Source organism: Streptomyces sp. NPDC048352 (genome assembly GCF_040651895.1).
Classification (GTDB): domain Bacteria; phylum Actinomycetota; class Actinomycetes; order Streptomycetales; family Streptomycetaceae; genus Streptomyces.
Window position 1 is genome coordinate 1 of the sequence record NZ_JBEZKZ010000104.1, and the last position, 19,029, is coordinate 19,029.

Here is a 19,029-nt window from a genome sequence, read left to right on the forward strand (position 1 = left end):
TGATCGCCTTCGGCGACCCTTGACAGCCCGTCCCGCCCCGGAAAGCCGAAAGACTGCCGGGAAGCCCCCGAAAGAACGGTCACAGGGGCACGAATAACAGGGGCGGCCCCGTCAGGGATGAGACGAGGGGCCGGGCGTCGCCTTGCCGGGCATCCGGGCCCCCTCACGGCGATCGGCGCCGGGGTCCGCACCAGATCGCTACGCGCTTCTCTCGGTTCGGCGTCCGCCGGCTGCCGTGGGCTGATACCTGCACCAGACGTTGATCAGGGGCACGTTCGGCAGTCTGACGGTCCCGGATGGGCTTCTCATCAACGTTTGGTGCGGGTAGCGGCCCCAGACGGTCGTCAGTCGCCAAACCAAGAGGAGCGCGTAGCGATCTGGCGCGTTTGGGGGCTGCTTGCCTCGCTCTGGTCGCTGTTCGGTGGGGGTTGTGGCCCCTGGCCCCTCGCCTCGTCCCTGAGAGACCCGCTCCTCGGACGTGTCCCTGGTGACCGTTCTTTCGGGGGCTTCCCGGCAGTCTTTCGGCTTTCCGGGGCGGGCTGGTCTGTCAAGGGTGGAGCGAAGCGACATCGCGAAGCGACGCGACGAAGGAGCGCCCTTGACAGGCCGGCCCGACACGGAACGACGATGGGACTGACGGGAAACCCCCGAACCGGCTGTGACGCGGCTCCGCCGGAACCCGCCCCCCTGGGCCCCCCGGGTGGGGCCGGGAGGGTGACGGGGGCGTACCCCATCGAGCACATCGTGGCGGGGCTCAGGGCGTCCACCTGAGGGCCGGACGGAGGGTTCCCGGGGGCTTGGGGGAGGGGCGCCGCCACTCGGATAGGTGAACCTGGACGGTGTCGTGAGCAGCGCCCGTCGGCGGTTGCGGAGCGTGTTCGGCGGTCGTAGAAATCCCGCATCAAGTTACCGCCTGGTACCCGCCGGGCCCGGTTTGATCGGGGGAAACGCCATGGACACCACCACGCGCGGCACCATCGGCGGCGAGGGCAGCCGCAGCAGGCCCGGAGGGGCCGACCGGACCCGGCCCGCCGGGCGGCGGGACCAGCGGCGCCCGGCCGGGGCGCCGCGGACGGTGCGCCGGCCGGCGCCGCACGACTGGTTCGCGGAGCGCCTGCTGGCCGTGCTGAGCGGTCAGCGTCCCGTCCACTCGCTGCTCGGCCTCACGGTCGGCGAGGCGTACGAGCAGCTGGTCACCCTGGCCCCCGCCGGACCCCAGCGCGACCGCCTCCGGCCGGTGCTGCGCCACTGCGGCCGTTTCCACCCCGGCCCCGGGGTGATCGAGGCCTTCGCCCGCATCGCGACGGGGGACCGCGTCTCGGCGATGGCCTTCCGCCTGGAGCAGGGCCCCGACCGCCGCTGGCGCTGCGCCGCCGTGGAGATCGGCGGTCCGAGGCCGTAGGCGTGCCTCCCGCCGGGCGCCCGCCCCTCACCCCCGGACCGGACCCCGCCCCGCGGTCCCGCAGTCGTATCCTGGGGGCGTTTTCCGACTACCGAAAGCAGCCGGCCATGCGCGTGTACGTCCCCCTGACCCTCCCCGGGCTCGCCGAGGCGCACAAGGCGGGCGAGTTGGGGCCCGCTCCGCTGCGGGCGTACGCCGTGACCCCCGCGCTGCGGGAGTGGTACGTGTCGGACGACCTCGAGGAGCTGGAGTACGCCGCCCTGAGCCGGGCCGCCCTCGCCTCGCTGCGGATGCTGGCCGCCGACGCGGCCGCCCCGCGCAGGCGGGTCGTCGTGGCGCTCGACGTCGACGACAAGGCGGCCACCGCCGCGCCCGGCCTCGACGGGGCGACGCTCGGGCAGGTCACCCTGGCCGCCGCCGTGCGGCTGGCCGTGGCCGCCGCCGTGCACGTCGACGCCGACGACGCCGAGGCCGACGTGGCCGCCGCCGCGTCCGCGCTGGAGGCGGCGGACGCGGGGGACGACGACGCGCAGTTCACCGTGGACGGCGCCGAGGACCACGAGCTGCTCTGGTTCGGGGTCCAGGAGATTCCGGGGCTGCTCTCGTGAGACCGCACATCGTCTGGGACTGGAACGGCACCCTGCTGCACGACATCGACGCCGTCATGGTCGCCACCAACGCCTCCTTCGCCGAGCTCGGCCTCGACCCGATCACCCTGGAGCGGTACCGCGAGCTGTACGTCGTGCCCGTGCCGAAGTTCTACGAGCGGCTGATGGGCCGGCTCCCCACGGACGCCGAATGGGTGGTGATGGACGAGGCGTTCCACCGGCACTACTGGGTCGCCGCCGAGGAGGCGGGGCTCGCCGACGGGGCGCGGGAGCTGCTGCGGGACTGGCAGGCGGACGGGCTCACGCAGTCCCTGCTGTCCCTCGCGCCCCACGACAAGCTCGTGCCGCTGGTCCGCGGCTACGGCATCGACGGGCACTTCCTGCGCGTCGACGGGCGTACCGGGCCCTCGCACACGTCCAAGGCGGGGCACCTCGTACGCCATATGGCGGCATTGGAGGCATCCGGTGTGACCGCCGCCCGTACGGTCCTCGTGGGAGACGCCGTGGACGATGCGACGGCGGCGCAGCACGTCGGAGCGCGCGCCGTGCTGTACACCGGGGGCTCCCACAGCCGGGCCAGCCTGCAGACCGCCGGCGTCCCGGTCGTGGACAGCCTCGCCGAGGCCGTGGCCCTGGCCCGTGAGCTGGCCGGATAGCGGTCGGCACCCCCCGATCCGGCCACGTCGCTGGCCAGACTGTCCAGGTTTTCCCCCCGGTTTTGTACAGATGCAGTGAATGACGACCGGGGGGTGGGGCGAGATAGCCTTGTACCCGTGATCAGCGCGATAGTCCTCGGGGGCACTGACGCCCCCGGCCCGCGCCCGGCGCACATCCGTGGCCGGGCCTTCGCTGATCCCAGCCGCCGGGACCTGCCGATCATCGAAGCCTTCCCGGGCGGCCCTTCCGACGCCACGGCGTCGGCCACTCATCCGGACGGACATCCCGCCTCATCGCGGCGCTTTGTCATTCCTTCCTTCACCACCTACGTCACGCAATGGCGCGCGACAGGAGCCAGAGGACATGCAGACCAAGCTGGACGAAGCAAAGGCCGAGCTGCTCGCGCGGGCGGCACGGGTAGCTGAGAACAGCCCGGCCGGGGGGCTACTTCCGACTGGGTCCGAGCAGGGGGAGCGGCCCGACCGGGGCACGACGCTCTCCTACCTCCAGCGCTACTACCTGCACACCGCCCCCGAGGACCTCGCGGACCGGGACCCGGTCGACGTCTTCGGTGCGGCGCTCTCGCACTACCGGCTCGCCGAGAACCGGCCGCAGGGCACCGCGAGCGTGCGCGTGCACACCCCCACGGTCGAGGAGAACGGCTGGACCTCCAGCCACTCGGTGGTCGAGGTGGTCACCGACGACATGCCGTTCCTCGTGGACTCCGTGACGAACGAGCTGTCCCGCCAGGGCCGCGGCATCCACGTCGTGATCCACCCGCAGGTCGTCGTACGCCGTGACGTCACCGGCAAGCTGATCGAGATCCTCGGGCCCGACTGCGACGCCCACGGCCCCAAGACCGCGCGCCCGCACGACTCCCTCGTGGAGTCGTGGATCCACGTCGAGATCGACCGCGAGACCGACAAGGCCGACCTGAAGCAGATCACCGGCGACCTGCTGCGCGTCCTGTCCGACGTCCGCGAGGCCGTCGAGGACTGGGAGAAGATGCGCGACGCCGCCCTGCGCATCGCCGACGACCTCCCGAACGAGCCCTGCGCCCCCGACCTGTACGAGTACGAGCAGGAAGAGGCCCGGGAGCTGCTGCGCTGGCTCGCCGACGACCACTTCACCTTCCTCGGCTACCGCGAGTACAACCTGGTCGACGGCGACGCCCTGACCGCCGTGCCCGGCACCGGCCTCGGCATCCTGCGCTCCGACCCGGTCCACCACGGCCAGGAGGACGCGCACCCCGTCTCGCCGTCCTTCAACCGGCTGCCCGCGGACGCCCGCGCCAAGGCCCGCGAGCACCGCCTCCTGGTGCTGACCAAGGCCAACAGCCGCGCCACCGTGCACCGCCCCTCGTACCTCGACTACGTGGGCGTGAAGAAGTTCGACGCCGACGGCAACGTGGTCGGCGAGCGCCGCTTCCTCGGCCTGTTCTCCTCCGCCGCGTACACCGAGTCCGTACGCCGCGTCCCGGTGATCCGCCGCAAGGTCTCCGAGGTCCTCGAGGGCGCCGGCTTCTCGCCCGCCAGCCACGACGGCCGCGACCTGCTCCAGATCCTGGAGACCTACCCGCGCGACGAGCTGTTCCAGACCCCGGTCGACAAGCTCCGCGAGATCGCCACCTCCGTGCTGTACCTCCAGGAGCGCCGCCGGCTGCGGCTGTACCTGCGCCAGGACGAGTACGGCCGCTACTACTCGGCGCTCGTCTACCTGCCGCGCGACCGCTTCACCACCGGTGTGCGGCTGCGCCTGATGGACATCCTGCGGGAGGAGCTCGGCGGCACCAGCGTCGACTTCACCGCCTGGAACACCGAGTCGATCCTCTCCCGCATCCACTTCGTCGTCCGCGTCCCGCAGGGCACCGAGCTGCCCGCGCTGACCGACGCCGACGTCGAGCGCGTCGAGGCCCGCCTGGTCGAGGCCGCCCGTTCCTGGGCCGACGGCTTCGGCGAGGCGCTGACCGCCGAGCTGGGCGAGGAGCGCGCCGCCGAGCTGATGCGCAAGTACGGCACGTCCTTCCCCGAGGGCTACAAGGCCGACCACTCGCCGCGCGCGGCCGTGGCCGACCTGTGCCACCTGGAGCGGCTGTCCGCCAGCGACCAGGAGTTCGCGCTCTCCCTCTACGAGCCCGTCGGCGCGGGCCCCGGCGAGCGCCGCTTCAAGATCTACCGCACCGGTGAGCAGGTCTCCCTCTCCGCGGTCCTCCCGGTCCTCCAGCGCCTGGGCGTCGAGGTCACCGACGAGCGGCCGTACGAGCTGCGCCGCACCGACCGGGTCAGCGCCTGGATCTACGACTTCGGCCTGCGGATGCCGCTGCCCACGACGGGCGGCGACGCCGCGGCGACGTCGGGCTACCTCGGCGACGACGCGCGCGAGCGGTTCCAGGAGGCCTTCGCGGCCGTGTGGACCGGCGAGGCGGAGAACGACAACTTCAACGCCCTCGTCCTGGGCGCCGGCCTCACCTGGCGCCAGGCCGTCGTGCTGCGCGCGTACGCCAAGTACATGCGCCAGGCCGGCGCCCCCTTCAGCCAGGACTACATGGAGGACACCCTCCGCAACAACGTCCACACCACCCGGCTGCTGGTCTCGCTCTTCGAGGCGCGGCTGTCGCCCGGCCGCCAGTCCGCCGGCACCGAGCTGATCGACGCCATGCTGGAGGAGCTGGACGGGGCCCTGGACCAGGTCGCCTCGCTCGACGAGGACCGCATCCTGCGTTCCTTCCTCACGCTGATCAAGGCGACGCTGCGGACCAACTTCTTCCAGCTCAACAGCGCGGGCGAGCAGCACTCGTACGTGTCGATGAAGTTCGACCCGCAGGCCATCCCGGAGCTGCCGGCCCCGCGCCCCGCCTTCGAGATCTGGGTGTACTCCCCGCGCGTCGAGGGCGTCCACCTGCGCTTCGGCAAGGTCGCCCGCGGTGGCCTGCGCTGGTCGGACCGCCGCGAGGACTTCCGTACGGAGGTGCTCGGCCTGGTCAAGGCGCAGATGGTCAAGAACACGGTGATCGTGCCGGTCGGCGCCAAGGGCGGCTTCGTCGCCAAGAACCTGCCGGACCCGTCGGTGGACCGCGACGCCTGGCTCGCCGAGGGCATCGCCTCCTACAAGATCTTCATCTCGGCGCTGCTCGACATCACCGACAACATGGTCGGCGGCGAGGTCGTACCGCCCAAGGGCGTGGTCCGCCACGACGAGGACGACACCTACCTGGTCGTCGCGGCGGACAAGGGCACCGCGACCTTCTCCGACATCGCCAACGGCGTCGCGGAGTCGTACGGCTTCTGGCTGGGCGACGCCTTCGCCTCCGGCGGCTCGGCCGGCTACGACCACAAGGGCATGGGCATCACCGCCCGCGGCGCGTGGGAGTCCGTCAAGCGGCACTTCCGCGAGCTCGGCCACGACACCCAGACGCAGGACTTCACCGTCGTCGGCGTCGGCGACATGTCCGGTGACGTCTTCGGCAACGGCATGCTGCTCTCCGAGCACATCCGCCTGGTCGCCGCCTTCGACCACCGGCACATCTTCATCGACCCGACGCCGGACGCGGCCACCTCCTACGCCGAGCGCCGCCGCCTGTTCGAGCTGCCGCGCTCCTCGTGGGCGGACTACGACACCGCCCTGCTGTCGGCGGGCGGCGGGATCCACCCGCGCAGCGCCAAGGCCATCCCGGTCAACGCGCAGATGCGCGCGGCCCTCGGCATCGAGGCGGGCGTCACCAAGATGACCCCGGCCGAGCTGATGCAGGCCATCCTCAAGTCCCCCGTGGACCTGCTGTGGAACGGCGGCATCGGCACGTACGTCAAGGCGACCGCCGAGACGCACGCCGACGTCGGCGACAAGGCCAACGACGCCATCCGCGTCAACGGCTCCGACGTCCGCGCCAAGGTCATCGGCGAGGGCGGCAACCTGGGCCTGACCCAGCTGGGCCGCATCGAGTTCGCCCGCACCGGCGCCGGCGGCGAGGGCGGCAAGGTCAACACCGACGCCATCGACAACAGCGCGGGCGTGGACACCTCCGACCACGAGGTGAACATCAAGATCCTGCTCAACGCGGTCGTCGCGGACGGCGACATGACCGTCAAGCAGCGCAACAAGCTGCTCGCCGAGATGACCGACGAGGTCGGCACCCTGGTGCTGCGCAACAACTACGCGCAGAACACGGCCCTGGCCAACGGCGCCGCCCAGGCCCCCAGCCTGCTCCACGCCCAGCAGCGCTTCATGCGCCGCCTGGGCCGGGACGGCCTGCTGGACCGCCAGCTGGAGTTCCTGCCCAACGACCGGCAGATCCGCGAGCTGCTCAACACCGGCAAGGGCCTGACCCAGCCGGAGCTGGCCGTGCTGTTCGCCTACACCAAGATCACGGTGGCGGACGAGCTGATCCACACCGAGCTGCCGGACGACCCGTACCTGCGCCGCCTGCTGCACGCGTACTTCCCCGCCGCCCTGCGGGCGAAGTTCCCCGAGCAGATCGACGGGCACGCGCTGCGCCGCGAGATCATCACGACCCTGCTGGTCAACGACACCGTCAACACCGGCGGTTCGACCTTCCTGCACCGCCTGCGGGAGGAGACCGGAGCCTCCACGGAGGAGATCGTGCGGGCGCAGCTCTCGGCCCGCGAGATCTTCGGCCTGGCCGAGGTGTGGGACGCGGTCGAGGCGCTGGACAACAAGGTCGCGGCCGACGTCCAGACCCGGGTGCGGCTCCACTCGCGGCGCCTGGTGGAGCGCGGCACGCGCTGGCTGCTGAACAACCGGCCGCAGCCGCTGCAGATCACCGAGACCATCGAGGTGTTCGGTGCCCGCGTGGCGGAGGTCTGGTCGGAGCTGCCGAAGCTGGTGCGCGGCGCGGACCTGGAGTGGTACCAGTCGATCATGGACGAGCTGACCGGCGAGGGCGTGCCGGAGGAGCTCGCGGCGAAGGTGGCCGGCTTCTCGTCCGCCTTCCCGACGCTGGACATCGTCGCCATCGCGGACCGGACGGGCGTGGACCCGCTGTCCGTCGCCGAGGTCTACTACGACCTCGCCGACCGGCTGGACATCACGCAGCTGATGGACCGCATCATCGAGCTGCCGCGCTCCGACCGCTGGCAGTCGATGGCCCGCGCGTCCATCCGCGAGGACCTGTTCGCGGCGCACGCGGCGCTGACCGCCGACGTGCTGTCCGTGGGCAACGGCTCCTCCACTCCCGAGGAGCGCTTCAAGGCGTGGGAGGAGAAGAACGCGGCGATCCTGGGGCGGGCCCGGACGACCCTGGACGAGATCCGGGGCTCGGACGACTTCGACCTGGCGAACCTGTCGGTGGCGATGCGGACGATGCGCTCGCTGCTGCGCGTGCACGCGTAACCGCCGGCGCCGGCCGGCGCCGGGGCGTACGGACACGGGCCGGGCCCGGGACCCTCGCGGTCCCGGGCCCGGCCCGTCCGGTTCACCGGTGGTGTTCCGGCCTCTCGAAGCCGGGCAGCTCGTGGCCGGACGGGCGGCCGCGGCCCGGGGGGTCGTGCTGCGCGGAGGTTCCGGGGCCCCGGTGGCGTTCGTCCTGGCGGGCGGTCAGCAGGTTCGGATCCTGCCCGGTGACGAAGGCGGCGCTGGGCACGTACACCTTGTGGCCGCGCACGGCGACGGAGGTCGGGTTGGACAGCCCGTCCCTCGCGGTCAGCACGACGGTGTGGGTGCCGTCGGGGCGGACCAGGGCCAGCTCGCCGGTGCCGCTCAGGGCCGCGAGCACCGTGTCGCCCGGCCCGTTGAACGCGAAGTCGTCGACGGTCGTGAGGCCGCCGGCCCGGACGGCGGCCGGCCCCGCGCCGCCGTCCCGGGTGACGGGGATCCGGAGCAGGGTCCCCCGGTCGTAGTTCGACACCCAGACGGCGCCGCGGTGCACCTTGATGCCGTTGGCGCCGATGAAGGCGGTCCGGTCGAGTTCGGGGCCGGTGGCCCAGCGGGTGACCTCCGCGCGGTCCAGGGTGACGCGCCACACCGCGCCGAGCACCGAGTCGGCCGCGTACAGGACCCCGTGCTCCTCGTCGAGGGCGAGGCCGTTGGCGAACCCTTGCGGCGGCAGCGCGGCGAAGTGGGAGAGGCGGCCGTCGGGGGTCAGGCGCCAGATGCCGTTCTCCGCCTCGGTGCCGGTGACGTAGACGACGTAGAGGGTTCCGTCGCCGGTGCGCACGAGCCCGGTGGTGACGGCCGCGCCGACCGGGGTCGAGGGGTGCCCGACGGCGGGCAGGGTGGCGAGGACCTCGGTGCGGCCCTTGGGGGAGACCCGGGCCACCTGGCGGGCGAACGCGAAGGTGAGGTCGGCGGCGCCGTCCGGCTCCAGGGCGATGTTCTCGGGCGTCTGACCGGCGGCGAAGTCGAGGTGGGTCACGATCCGGGGCCGGGACAGCGGGGGAGCGGCCGGGGGTCCGGCCGCCGTCGACGCGGGCGCGGCCGCGGCCAGGGCGAGCACGACGGCACCGATGCCGATGCCGACGCCTGCGGCGCGGGTCCGGCGGACCGTACGGGGCACGGGGGTCTCCTTTTCCCGCCGCGCGGGCGGACGCGGCGCATGCGGGCCCAGGGGACCACGGCCGGGTGCCGCCGGTTGCGCGTCACGCGGCGCGGGGCCCCGGAGGTCGCCCGTGCGGGTGCGTCCCGGTGCTGCACCCGGGTCGCGGCGGGAGCGGGCGAGCCGCGGGCGGTCAGCGGCGGGTGAAGGCCTCGTACGCGTCGCAGACCTCCTCGGAGGGGCCGTCCATGCGCAGGACGCCCGACTCCAGCCAGATCGCCCGGTCGCAGGTCTCGCGGACGGTGCCGATGCCGTGGCTGACGAGGAAGACGGTGCCGGCGCGGGCGCGGAGCTCCTCGATGCGGGCCTGGCTGCGGCGCTGGAAGGCGGCGTCGCCGGTGGCGAGGGCCTCGTCGATCATCAGGACGTCGTGGTCCTTGGCGGCGGCGATGGAGAACCGCAGCCGGGCGCCCATGCCGGAGGAGTACGTCCGCATGGGCAGGGAGATGAAGTCGCCCTTCTCGTTGATCCCGGAGAAGTCGACGATGTCCTGGTAGCGCTCGCGGACCTGCCGGCGGGACATGCCCATCGCCAGACCGCCGAGGACCACGTTGCGCTCGCCGGTGAGGTCGTTCATCAGGGCGGCGTTGACGCCCAGCAGGGACGGCTGGCCGTGTGAGTACACCGCCCCGCGCGCCACCGGCTGGAGGCCGGCGATGGCCTTGAGGAGGGTGGACTTGCCCGAGCCGTTCGAACCGATCAGGCCGATCGCCTCGCCCTTGTACGCGGTGAAGCTGACGCCCTTGACGGCGTGGACCTCGCGGACGCCGGGGGCGGCCCGGCGCGTCAGGAGCCGGCTGAGGGCGGCGGTGGCGCCGCCCTTGCGGGCGCCGGCGCCGTGCACCGTGTAGACGACGTGGACCTCGTCCGCGATGACGGTCGGGATGCGGGTGCCGGTGTCAGCCACGGCCGTATTCCTCCTCTGCCTTCCAGAAGTAGACGAAGCCGCCGACGCCGGCGAGCAGCGCCCAGCCGATGGCGATCGGCCACACGTGGTGCGGGAGCGAGCCCGCCGGGAAGCTGTCGATCAGGGCGAAGCGCATCAGGTCGATGTAGACGGCCGCCGGGTTGGTCTTGAGCATCAGCGAGACCCAGTGCGGCAGGTCGTCGGTCCTGAGGACGGAGTCGATGGACCACATGACTCCCGAGGAGTACATCCAGGTGCGCAGGACGAACGGCATCAGCTGGCTGACGTCGGGGTTCTTGCTTCCGATGCGGGCCATCGCCATCGCACAGCCCGCGCAGAAGACGGCCATCAGCAGCAGCGCGGGGACGGCGATCAGCCAGGACGCGGAGGGGGTCTGGCCGAAGGCCAGCAGCAGGACGACCAACGCCGCCATGGTGACCAGCAGCTGCTGGAAGAGCTGGGCGACGGAGGCGAGGGGCAGGCTGGCGCGGGGGAAGTGCAGGGCCCGGACCAGGCCGAGGTTGCTGTGGACGGCGCGCGTGCCGGCGTTGACGGAGCTGCCGATGAAGTCCCAGACGAAGACGCCGGTGATCAGGAACGGCACGTAGTCGGGGACGGCGTTGCCGGCGCGCATCACGACGCCGAAGACGAAGTAGTAGACGGCCGCGTTGAGCAGCGGCGTCATCAGGTGCCAGACCTGGCCGAGCCTGGCCGTGCTGTACGTGGCGTGCATGCGGGCGGTGGCGTACGCCGTCACGAAGTGGCGGCGGTTCCACAGCTGCGCGACGTAGCGGGGGAGGGAGGGGCGGGCGCCGCTGAGGGTCAGGCCGTGGGCGGCCGCCAGCTCCGCCGGGGAGGGCGGAGCGGGGTGCGCGGTGGTCACGGTGGTCACGGGATCGCTTTCGACGGGGGCGTCACATGACGACGGGACGGGTCCGTATCGTCGCTACGGCGACAGTAGGGCGTGGTTCGTCGGAACGCAACCGTATCGTCGTCACGGGTGGGTGCCGTCCTGCGCCGCTATGCTCTGTTCATGACCAACGAGCCCGCCGCCGCCCCCTCAGCCCGCCGCGCCCCCGCCGGCGCCGCCGTCCTGCGCGAGGACGTGACCGAGGCGATCCGCGCCGCGGTGGTGGAAGAGCTGGCCGCGGTGGGCTTCGCCCGGATGTCGATCGAGGGCATCGCGCGGCGCGCCGGCGTCGGCAAGACCGCCGTGTACCGGCGCTGGAAGTCCAAGCTCCACCTGGTCCTGGACCTGGTCGGGATGTTCGCCGCCGACGGCATCCCGGTGCCCGCCACCGGGTCCCTCCACGGCGACGTACGGGCCCTGCTGGAGGTGATGTCACACGTGCTGCGGCACCCGGTGGCGTCGGCGGTCATCCCCGACCTGCTGGTCGAGGCCGCCCGGAACCCGGAGATCGCCGACGCGGTGCGCGGGGCGCTGCTCGACGGGCAGCGCAGGCTCGCCGAGGGCATCGTCGCCGAGGCCGTCGGCCGGGGCGAGCTGCCGCAGTCCGCGTGCCCCGACCGCGCCCTCGACCTGGCGATCGGGCCGCTGTACTGGCGGCAGGTGGTGGTACGCGACGCCGTGCCGGCGGGCTACCTCGACGAGCTCGCCCGCTCGGTGGTCGCGGGGCTGCGCGCCGGCTGAGACCGCGGCGCCGCGCCGGTCAGGGCCACAGCCCCGCCGTGAGCGGGGTGAGGTCCGGGGCCGAGGCGGCGGGCGCGGGCCGGCGCTCCTCCAGCGGGATGACGGCCGGTACCGGCGCGCTCTGCCCCAGGAAGACCCGGCGCACCACGCGCTCGGCCGCGTGGCCGTCGTCGTACGAGCAGAAGCGCGAGCGGAACGCGGCGCGCAGCTGCGCCGAGCGGGAGCCCTGCCAGTGGCCGGTGGCGAAGATGTCCACCAGCTCGTCCTCGGTTCGGGCGATCGCGCCCGGCGGACAGGAGCGCAGGTCGAAGTAGGTCCCGCGGGCGGCCTCGTACGCCTCCCAGTCGTCCGCGTGGATCACGATCGGCCGGTCCAGCGCCGCGTAGTCGAACATCAGGGACGAGTAGTCGGTGACCAGCGCGTCCGACGCCAGGCACAGCTCCTCCACCGACGGGTGGCCCGAGACGTCCAGCAGGCGCGGGTGCGGCTCCCAGGTGCCGGGGCTGTCCGCGTAGGTCAGGTGGGTGCGGACGAGCAGGGTGAAGCGCGGGCCCAGGTCCCGCAGGACCCGCTCGAAGTCCAGGTGATCGGGCCTGCTGCGCCGGTAGTCGCGGTGGGTGGGGGCGTACAGGACCGCGGTGGTGCCCGGCGGGACGCCGAGGCGCTCGCGCAGGGCGAGGACGTCCGCCTGGGTGGCCCGGTGGAAGGCGTCGTTGCGGGGGTAGCCGTACTCCAGGGTGGTGTAGGAGGCGGGTACGGCCCGCTCCCACACCAGGGTGGAGTGGCGGTTGGAGGACAGCAGGTAGTCCCACTGGTCGGCGCCGCGCAGCAGGTTCGCGAAGTCCGCGGTCGGGGTGGCCGCCGGGCGGTCCTGGAGGTCGAGGCCGACCCGCTTGAGGGGGGTGCCGTGCTGCGTCTGGAGCAGGACCTGGCCCCGGCGCTTGACCAGGGCGCGGTCGAAGCTGACGTTGCTGGTCAGGTACCCGGCCCGGGCCAGTGCGCTCCAGTACGCGGCCGAGCCGGGCCGCAGCGCGGTCGTCCCGGGCGGCAGGGTGGCGTTGTGCCGGGGGTCGCAGATCCACGCCGTCCGCATGCGCGGGGCCAGTTCCCGCAGCTTAGCCTCGATCGCCGCCGGGTTGCAGGCGTAGCCGCCGTGCCAGTACGCGGAGAACACCGCGAGTTCCGGGCGCAGCGGGAGCAGCCGCTGCACGCGGTAGTGCAGGCGCAGCGCGCTCTCGCGCAGCCCCCGCCCGAGGGTCGAGCCCGCGCGGCCCGCGGCCAGGGCCGCCGCGCGGACCGCGGAGCCGAGCCGGTAGGCGCGCCGCAGCCCGAGCCGCATCAGGGTGTGCCGCAGCCGGTCGGTGCGGGTCAGGGACAGCGGCGGGGATCCGGCGCGGCCCGGGACGCGGTGGCGGCGCAGCAGGGCCGAGGCCCGGGCGAAGAACTCGGCGCGGGCGGCGCGCGGCAGGCGGCGCGGGTCGGCGTACACGGCGCAGAAGTGCTCGGCCATCCGCCGGTGCACCGCGGGGCGCCAGCGCTCCAGTTCGGGGCGGGCGGCGAGCTGGGCGAAGACCCGCTCGTACTGGTCGAAGACGTCGAGGTGGCGCCGGCTGGTGGTGGTCAGGATCGAGCCGGTGCGCCGCTGGCGGTAGTGGACGCAGACCCGGTCGAGGACGGCCACGGACTCGGCGGCCAGCAGCGCCGGATAGGTCCAGGGGGTGTCCTCGTAGAGGCCGGGCGGGAAGGTGAGCTGCTCGCGCTCCACGTACTCGCGGCGGTAGGCCTTGTTCCACACCACCATCAGCATGCCGAGCAGGGCCGGGCGGTCGGCGAGCCGGAAGCTCGCGGGGCCCTCCTCGGACAGCCGGCCGGAGAGGCGGTTGCGGACGACCTCGCCGGTCCAGAAGACGCGGGCGTAGTCGTAGACGAGGACGTCGGGGGAGCCGGTGGCCTTGAGCCGGTCGGTGATGGCCTGGAGGGCGCCCGGGGCGAGGGTGTCGTCGCCGTCGAGGAAGAGGACGTAGTCGCCGGTCGCCCGGGCCAGGCCCGCGTTGCGGGCCGGGCCCAGCCCGAGGTTGTGCGCCAGGTGCACCGCGGTGACGCGGGGGTCGCGGGCCGCGTACTCGTCGATGATCGAGCCGCAGGCGTCCGGGGAGGCGTCGTCGACCGCGATCAGTTCCAGATCCGGGTACGACTGGGACAGGACCGACTCCAGACCCTCCTGGAGGTATGCCTGAACCTTGTACGCGGGCACGATGACGCTGAACCGGGGCACGGCACATCCAGGGGTCGGCGCGGGCATATGGCCCAGGAACCGCGCCCCCGGCGATCGGGTTACGCAGGGTGTGGCATTCGGGTTACGCAGCGTCAACACCCCATGTCGGAGCCGGTCGCCGCGCTGCCCGTGGGCTACTTGACCGCTCCGGCCATCACCCCCGTGACGAACTGCCGCTGGAACGCGAAGAACACCAGCAGCGGCACCACCATCGACAGGAAGGCGCCGGGCGCCAGGACGTCGATGTTGTTCCCGAACTGCCGCACCTGCTGCTGGAGCGCCACCGTGACGGGCGGGTGCGCGGAGTCGGCGAAGACCAGCGCCACCAGCATGTCGTTCCACACCCACAGGAACTGGAAGATGCCGAGCGAGGCGATCGCCGGGCCGCCCAGCGGCAGCACCACCCGTGCGAACAGCCGCAGTTCGCCCGCCCCGTCGAGCCGGGCCGCCTCCAGCAGCTCGCGCGGGATCTCCGCGAAGAAGTTCCGCAGCAGGAACACCGCGAAGGGCAGCCCGAACGCGGTGTGGAACAGCACCACGCCCGCCGTCGTCTCGAACAGGCCGATGGAGCCGAAGAGTTCGGACACCGGGATCAGCGCCACCTGCACGGGGACCACCAGTAGCCCCACCACCACCAGGAACAGCCCGTCCCGGCCCGGGAACTCCAGCCAGGCGAAGGCGTACCCGGCCAGCGAGCCCAGGACGAGGACGAGCAGCGTCGCCGGCACGGCGATCGCGGCCGTGTTCAGCAACGAGCCGGTGATGGTGTCGTTCGCCAGCAGGTTCGCGTAGTTGGACGCGGTCAGCCGCGACGGCGCGGTCAGCGCCCGCCACCAGCCGCCCCGGTTCAGGTCGCCCGGGGACAGGAACGAGGACACCAGCAGGCCCAGCGTGGGCAGCAGCCAGAACAGGGCGGCCAGGACCAGGAAGACGCGCAGCACCACGCTCCCCGCCAGGCGCCGCAGCGCGCTCACCGGGAGGCCTCCTTCCGGATCCGGCGGACGTTGATCAGCATCACCGGCACCACCAGCACCAGCAGCAGCACCGCGATGGCGCTGCCCAGCCCCGGATCGGCGTCCGTCCCGAAGGAGGTGCGGTACAGCTGGAGCGCGAGCACGTTCGCGTCGTCCTGCACCGCGCCCGGCGCGATCACGAAGACCAGGTCGAAGATCTTCATCACGTTGATGACCAGCGTCACCAGGACCACCACCAGCACCGGCGCCAGCAGCGGCACCGTGATCCTGCGGAACACCTGCCACTCGCCCGCCCCGTCCACCCGCGCCGCCTCCAGCAGCTCGCGCGGCACGGCCGCCAGCCCGGCCCCGATCAGCACCATCGCGAATCCGGCCCACATCCACACGTACGCCCCGATCACCGCCGGGGTCACCAGCACCGGGCCGAGCCACTCCACCCCCGCGTACGCGGCCCGGAAGTTCGACGCCGGCAGCCGCAGCAGCGCTCCGTCCGCCTCGGCGGGCAGCGTGAACGTGCCGTCGGCCCCAGCCGTCGCCGAAGCCACCACCCGGCCGTCCCGCACCGCCTCCACACGCATCCCCGACAGGCCCGACTCCGTCGGGTCGACCGCGTTCACCGTGCCGCCCCCGCCCCGGGTGAAGTCCTGCCAGACGGTGCCGGTCACCTTCCCGGCCGCGGCCGCGGCCCTCCCCGCCGTACGGGTCCCCCCGGGCAGGGCCTCCGGCGCCATCCCGACCAGCGGCAGCAGCACCGGCACGCCCGCCCGTACCGGCGTACGCGTCACCAGGGCGCCGCCGCCAGCGGGCTCCAGCGGCGAGTCCCGGCCCGGACGGGCCCCCGGGAAGGCCGAGGACTGCGCGAACGTGTCGTGCACCCCCACCCACACCGCGTTGGCGACGCCCCGGTGCGGGTCGTGGTCGTACACGAGCCGGAAGATGATGCCCGCCGCCAGCATCGAGATCGCCATCGGCATGAACACCAGCAGCTTGAACGCCGTCCCCCAGCGCACCCGCTCGGTCAGCACCGCGAAGACCAGGCCCAGCGCGGTCGCCGTGGCCGGGGCCAGCACCACCCACACCGCCGTGTTCCGCAGGGCCGTACGGATCACCGGGTCGCTCAGTATCCGCCGGTAGTTGCCCGCCCCCACGAAGCCGTCCCCGGAGCGGTCGAAGAGGCTGCGGTAGAGGGAATAGCCGATGGGCTGCACCACCAGCGCCCCCAACAGCACCAGGGCCGGCAGCAGGAACGCCAACGCGACCAGCCGCCGGCGCCCGCCGCCCTGCGCACGGGCCCGCGTCCGGCGCCGCTCCGGCGCACCGGAGCGGCCCCCCGTCGTCGCCGTCACGGCGTCAGCCCCCGTAGGCCTTGGCCGCTTCCGCCTCCAGCCTCGCCTGGGTCCCCGCCACGTCCGACGGGTTCGCCAGGAAGTCCTGCAGCGCCTTCCACTCACCGGCACCCGGCGTCCCGCCGAACGCCGCCGGAGCCCGGTCCGACATGTCGAAGCGGAAGTCGTCGCCCGCCGCGATCAGCGCCTTCGCGATGCCGCGCTGGATGTCGTTCGGGTACGCGGAGAAGTCCACCGCCTTGTTCGGGGAGATGAAACCGCCCTCCCGGGCCTGGATCTGCGCCGCGTCCGCCGAGGCCAGGAAGGTCAGCAGCGCCTGCGCGCCCTTCGAGGGCTTCAGCGCCACCGCCACGTCACCGCCCGACACCACCGGCGCCTTCGCGCCCACCGCCGGGAAGGGGAAGACCAGCGCGTCCTCGCCCACCTTCGCCTCGGTCTGCGCGATGTTCACCGCCACGAAGTCGCCCTCGAAGACCATCGCCGCCGCCGGCCGGTCCCCGCCCGTGAAGGTCTGCGTCACCGACTTCGGGAACTCCGTCGCCAGCGCCCCGCTCGGGCCGCCCGCCAGGAAGTCCTTGCGGCCGAACAGCTGGCCGAGGGTGGTCAGCGCCTGCGTGACGCTGTCGTCCGTCCACTTGATCCGGTGCTGGGCGAGCTGGTCGTACTTCTCGGGCCCCGCCTGCGAGAGGTAGACGTTCTCGAACCAGTCCGTGAGCGTCCAGCCGTCCGCACCGGCCACCGACACCGGCGCCGTGCCGGAGGCGGACAGCGTGTCGGCCGCCGCGAGGAACTCCTTCCAGGTCGCGGGCGGCTTCACGCCCGCCGCCTCGAAGGCCTTCGCGTTGTACCAGACCAGCGACTTGTTGGCCGCCTTGTAGTAGACGCCGTACTGGGTGCCGTCGACCGCGCCGAGCGTGCGCCAGCCCGGCGAGTAGTTCGCCTCCAGCTGCGCCTTGGCCTCCGGACCCACCGGCTGCGCCCACTTGTTGCGCACCGCCGAGGCCAGCGCCCCGACCTGGGGGAGCAGCGCCACGTCCGGGGGCTGACCGCCCGCGATCTTGCTGCCGAGGAAGGTGACGATGGGGTCCTGGGCCGGGACGAAGGTGACGCTCGCACCCGTCCGCTTCTCGAACTCCTTCAGCACCTTGGTGAAGTTCGCCTGTTCGGGTCCCGTCCAGACGGCCGCGACCTCCAGCTTCTCGCCGGGCAGCTTCGGTAAGTCGACGGTGGGCGGCTTCTGCTGCCCGGCCGGCGGGGTCTCCCCCGTGCCGCCGCCGTCCGCGCCCCCGCCGCCGCAGGCGGTGAGCGCGAGCGCGCCCGCCGCGGCCAGCGCCGCCCAGGCTCTGGCCGCCGTACGTTTCGTGTGGCCGGTTCCGTGCTGTACGCGCATGGTCTCGCCCCCGATGCCGTCGTGCTCGTGGTGTGTTGCGTGCCACAAGGTCTACGCCGACCCGCGCACCCCCGCAATAGCGCGTCGCGGGGGAGCCGCGCCGCTCAGGGGGCGGCCGGGAACGGCACCGGAGTCGCCGAGACCAGGTGGGAGGCCCGTTCGAGGGCGCTGGCCAGGAGCGCGAGGTCGGTCGGCCCGTTGCCCAGCTCGCGCAGCGGCCGGCGGGCCGGCGGGTCGCCCATCCGCTCCCACTCCACCGGGACCACGGTCGGCCTCAGGGTCGCCGTGCGCGGGATCCGGCCGGTGACCCGGCCCGCCTGGAAGGGCACCGCCCGGCCGTCGGCGTACAGCAGCCGCCCCCGGCCCGGCCCCGGCTGATCGGGCGCGTCCAGCTCCACCCGCAGCGTCGCCAGCCGGGCCGGCTCGGTCTCGGCGGTCCGCTCGGGGCGGGCGCTGGCGACCACCAGGTGCACCCCCAGCCGGGTGCCCTCCCGGGCCACCGCCTCCAGCACCCGCACCACCGAACCGGCCGCCGGCCGGCCCGGACTGCCCAGCGCCGGAGCCACCAGCGCGTCGAAGTCGTCCACCAGCACCACCAGCCGCGGCAGCGGGCCCGGACCGGCGGCCGTCTCCGTGCGGGTGGCGGCCGCACGCAGCCGCAGGGTGCCGGTGCGCTGGGATTCGAGGTCCCCGCGCAGCTCACCGGGGCTGGGCCGGCGGGGCGAGACCATCCGGCCGGACACCTCGCGCCGGGCGTGCCACTCGGCGAACGGCACGCCGTCCAGCAGCTCGTGGCGGCGCTTGAGCTCGGCCCCGAGGGCCTGCGCGAACTCCCGCATGCGCACCGGGTCCGAGGCCACCAGGTGGGCCGACACGTGCGGGAGTTCCGTGCACGGCAGGAGGCCGTCGCCGCGCTCGCCGCCGGCGCCGTCGAGGAGGAGCAGGCCGAGGCGGTCGGGGCGGGCCGCCGCGGCCAGGGAGGCGGCGACGGAGCGCAGCAGCTCCGTGCGGCCGCTCCCGGCGGGACCCTGCACGAGCAGGTGCGGGCCGTCGTGGACCAGCTCCGCGCCGACCGCCCCGCGCCGGCCGGCGCCGAGCACGATCTCGGCGAGGCCGCCGACGCCCTGGCCCTGGTCGGTGGCCTCCGCCCAGCGGGCCATCAGGGAGGCCGGGGTGGCGCGGGCCAGCCCCAGCTCGTCCAGCAGCCGTGCGGCCGCCGGGAGGCTGGCGGCCGCCGGACGGCACGCGCCGCCCTCCGGCGCGGCGCCGTCC

Annotated in this window: 13 protein-coding genes; 5 read left to right on the plus strand and 8 right to left on the minus strand. The window is 73.4% G+C overall.

Annotated features, from left to right (window positions below):
* The first annotated feature begins 952 nt into the window (after positions 1-952).
* The 4 genes from AB0D45_RS32055 (at position 953) to AB0D45_RS32070 (ending at position 8,013) form a co-directional block, all read left to right on the plus strand.
* Positions 953-1,402 (plus strand): Rv3235 family protein, encoded by a 450-nt coding sequence (locus AB0D45_RS32055; RefSeq protein ID WP_362465662.1) that lies wholly within the window; start codon positions 953-955, stop codon positions 1,400-1,402.
* A gap of 107 nt (positions 1,403-1,509) precedes the next feature.
* A complete protein-coding gene (locus tag AB0D45_RS32060; RefSeq protein ID WP_362465664.1) occupies positions 1,510-2,010 on the plus strand; it encodes a hypothetical protein in 501 nt (166 codons plus the stop codon).
* The gene (locus tag AB0D45_RS32065; protein WP_361604646.1) at positions 2,007-2,666 is read left to right on the plus strand and encodes an HAD family hydrolase; all 660 of its coding nucleotides are present in this window, start codon (positions 2,007-2,009) and stop codon (positions 2,664-2,666) included. Before AB0D45_RS32060 ends, AB0D45_RS32065 begins: the two co-directional genes overlap by 4 nt.
* Positions 2,667-3,030: 364 nt before the next feature.
* Entirely contained in the window at positions 3,031-8,013 is a 4,983-nt protein-coding gene (locus AB0D45_RS32070) for an NAD-glutamate dehydrogenase (protein ID WP_362465667.1), read from the plus strand.
* 82 nt (positions 8,014-8,095) lie between these two features.
* On the opposite strand, the gene AB0D45_RS32075 is transcribed toward AB0D45_RS32070, so the two are convergent.
* The 3 genes from AB0D45_RS32075 to AB0D45_RS32085 form a co-directional block, all read right to left on the minus strand.
* Entirely contained in the window at positions 8,096-9,175 is a 1,080-nt protein-coding gene (locus AB0D45_RS32075; RefSeq protein WP_362465670.1) for a hypothetical protein, read from the minus strand.
* Between the two features lie 172 nt (positions 9,176-9,347).
* Positions 9,348-10,121 carry an ABC transporter ATP-binding protein gene (locus AB0D45_RS32080; protein WP_362465673.1) on the minus strand — a complete coding sequence of 258 codons (774 nt, stop codon included), beginning with the start codon at positions 10,119-10,121 and terminating at the stop codon, positions 9,348-9,350.
* A complete protein-coding gene (locus AB0D45_RS32085; protein WP_361604658.1) occupies positions 10,114-11,013 on the minus strand; it encodes an ABC transporter permease in 900 nt (299 codons plus the stop codon). Before AB0D45_RS32085 ends, AB0D45_RS32080 begins: the two co-directional genes overlap by 8 nt.
* 141 nt (positions 11,014-11,154) lie before the next feature.
* Between AB0D45_RS32085 and AB0D45_RS32090 the strand changes: the two genes are divergently transcribed.
* Positions 11,155-11,772 carry a TetR/AcrR family transcriptional regulator gene (locus tag AB0D45_RS32090; protein ID WP_362465675.1) on the plus strand — a complete coding sequence of 206 codons (618 nt, stop codon included), beginning with the start codon at positions 11,155-11,157 and terminating at the stop codon, positions 11,770-11,772.
* A 19-nt stretch (positions 11,773-11,791) separates the two neighbouring features.
* Here AB0D45_RS32090 and AB0D45_RS32095 read toward each other — a convergent pair whose 3' ends face one another.
* The 5 genes from AB0D45_RS32095 to AB0D45_RS32115 form a co-directional block, all read right to left on the minus strand.
* Positions 11,792-14,074 carry a bifunctional glycosyltransferase family 2 protein/CDP-glycerol:glycerophosphate glycerophosphotransferase gene (locus AB0D45_RS32095; protein WP_362465677.1) on the minus strand — a complete coding sequence of 761 codons (2,283 nt, stop codon included), beginning with the start codon at positions 14,072-14,074 and terminating at the stop codon, positions 11,792-11,794.
* A gap of 107 nt (positions 14,075-14,181) precedes the next feature.
* A complete protein-coding gene (locus AB0D45_RS32100; RefSeq protein ID WP_361604679.1) occupies positions 14,182-15,012 on the minus strand; it encodes a carbohydrate ABC transporter permease in 831 nt (276 codons plus the stop codon).
* Between the two features lie 5 nt (positions 15,013-15,017).
* Complete coding sequence (locus AB0D45_RS32105; protein WP_362465685.1) at positions 15,018-16,283, minus strand: sugar ABC transporter permease; 1,266 nt, start codon at positions 16,281-16,283, stop codon at positions 15,018-15,020.
* Between the two features lie 88 nt (positions 16,284-16,371).
* Positions 16,372-17,757: an ABC transporter substrate-binding protein gene (locus AB0D45_RS32110; RefSeq protein ID WP_362465680.1), complete on the minus strand. Its 1,386-nt coding sequence runs from the start codon at positions 17,755-17,757 to the stop codon at positions 16,372-16,374.
* Positions 17,758-17,861: 104 nt separating this feature from the next.
* Positions 17,862-19,029: FtsK/SpoIIIE domain-containing protein (locus tag AB0D45_RS32115; protein WP_362465682.1), on the minus strand; the 1,168-nt coding region annotated here is incomplete at its 5' end.